1 protein-coding gene and 2 pseudogenes are annotated in these 1,539 nt (G+C 49.4%); 2 read left to right on the top strand and 1 reads right to left on the bottom strand.

Translation table 11 applies throughout. The annotated features are described in order from the left end of the window. Positions 1 to 281, top strand: a pseudogene (locus tag BFP77_RS03045) (IS1595 family transposase); the annotation flags it as partial. Between the two features lie 27 nt (positions 282 to 308). Here the strand turns inward: BFP77_RS03045 and BFP77_RS03040 are convergent. Further along, positions 309 to 1,232, bottom strand: a pseudogene (locus BFP77_RS03040) (IS1595 family transposase). Between the two features lie 145 nt (positions 1,233 to 1,377). Between BFP77_RS03040 and BFP77_RS03035 the strand changes: the two are divergent. Continuing rightward, positions 1,378 to 1,539 (top strand): transposase (locus tag BFP77_RS03035; RefSeq protein WP_143751833.1); only part of this gene is annotated, 162 nt, incomplete at its 3' end.

Here is a 1,539-nt window from a genome sequence, read left to right as displayed (position 1 = left end):
AATGGAAGGGGTACAGGCCCATCGCAAAGGTCTACGATATAAACCAGATAGAAAGCGCTAAGGGGGCCAACTTCAAGGCGCTGCATACCATGATACACCAGATAAAGTCCTGGATTAGAACGACCTATTCATGGGTGAGCGACTTTCATATCAACAGGTATTTCAACGAGTTCTGCTTCAGCATAAACCGCTCCCAAAGCAAGGCGACCGTATTCAACAACCTGATAACTAAAATGGTCGGAAAAGAAAAAGTATACCGGTCCAAACTAATATGCAGTTAACTACTGACCTCTAATTTTTTAAATTGCTTATCTGTTTATGTGCCAGTAAGGTGTCGTGATGGCTATTGCCGGCCTGTCGAAGAGTCTTTCGCCGAAGTATCTCCTGTTGAGTTTGTAACGGAACTCGTCGATGTAGTTCTGTAGGTACTTTCCCTTTATCCTGTGGTAAATCCCGAGCAGCGTCCTCTTTGCGTTGGCAATGGCAATGTGCGCCCATTTCAGGGTCTTGGCCGTGGTATCCTTTCCGGACTTCTCCATGATGTGCATCTCCACATGGTCCGATATGTTAACATAGCTGGTGCTCCTGTCGGAGAACACTATGCCGGCCTCGTCGAAGTTCCTCTCCACCGTTGCATCGATCTCCTCCGCTCCGTGGGAGGTGAGCACCTTCATCTTGAAATATCTGCAATGGCTGCTTTTCTCCCCGGTATCGGAATCCTACAGCGGGGTCGACTCGGCCATTACGGCTACGTTCGACTGTTCTTGGCTGCCCCGGCCCCTTTTCAGCTTCTTTTTGTCGCTCTCCTTTGTGGCGATCTCGAAATATCCCTCGTCGAACTCGATCTCGCCATTGAGCCCGTAGAGTGCGTCCCTCTTGCCCATAGCCCCGCGTATCCTGTGCATGAGCGACCAGACCGTATCGTAGCGCTTGTGGCCCAACTGGCGCTGCAGCTCCACGGCGGAGATACCTTTTTTGCTGTAGGTCATGAAGGCCATGACGATGTACCATGTCCTGACCGGAAGTTTGGAGCCCTGCATTACCGTGCCACTGTGCAGGGTCGTCCTGAAATTGCAGTCCGCGCATTGTCACTGTCCCTTGGCCTTGAGCCAGTATTGCTTCGTCCCGCCGCATTTCTTGCAGACGACCCCTTGACTTTCCCTGACCCCTCGCAGATGCGAACGGCAGGAGGCCTCGTCGGGGAATTGTTCCATAAAGTTCAATAGGTTCATATAATTATCTTTGTCATAAAGGTAATCCATTCACAATTACTGGTAAAGTGCCGTGGAATCAATATTTTTTTTAATGATTTAAATATTGAATATCCGTAATCACTCATAATTTGATATATTTGCCCTAACTTAAGCGAGACGCTATATGAACCTATTCACTTTTACCGCCAATTTCGGTAGCGAAGAAGCCTGTCGCCTGCACTTTAAGGGGGAGCGGGACAGAATCGGGGTTGCCTGCCATAGGTGCGGGCATACCGAACATTTCTGGATTAAGAGCCGTTGGAGCTATGAGTGCAAGCAATGCAGG

Origin of the sequence: Maribacter sp. 4U21, from assembly GCF_002742365.1 — a bacterium.
Lineage (GTDB): Bacteria > Bacteroidota > Bacteroidia > Flavobacteriales > Flavobacteriaceae > Maribacter.
This window is presented reverse-complemented; position numbering and strand designations above follow the sequence as displayed.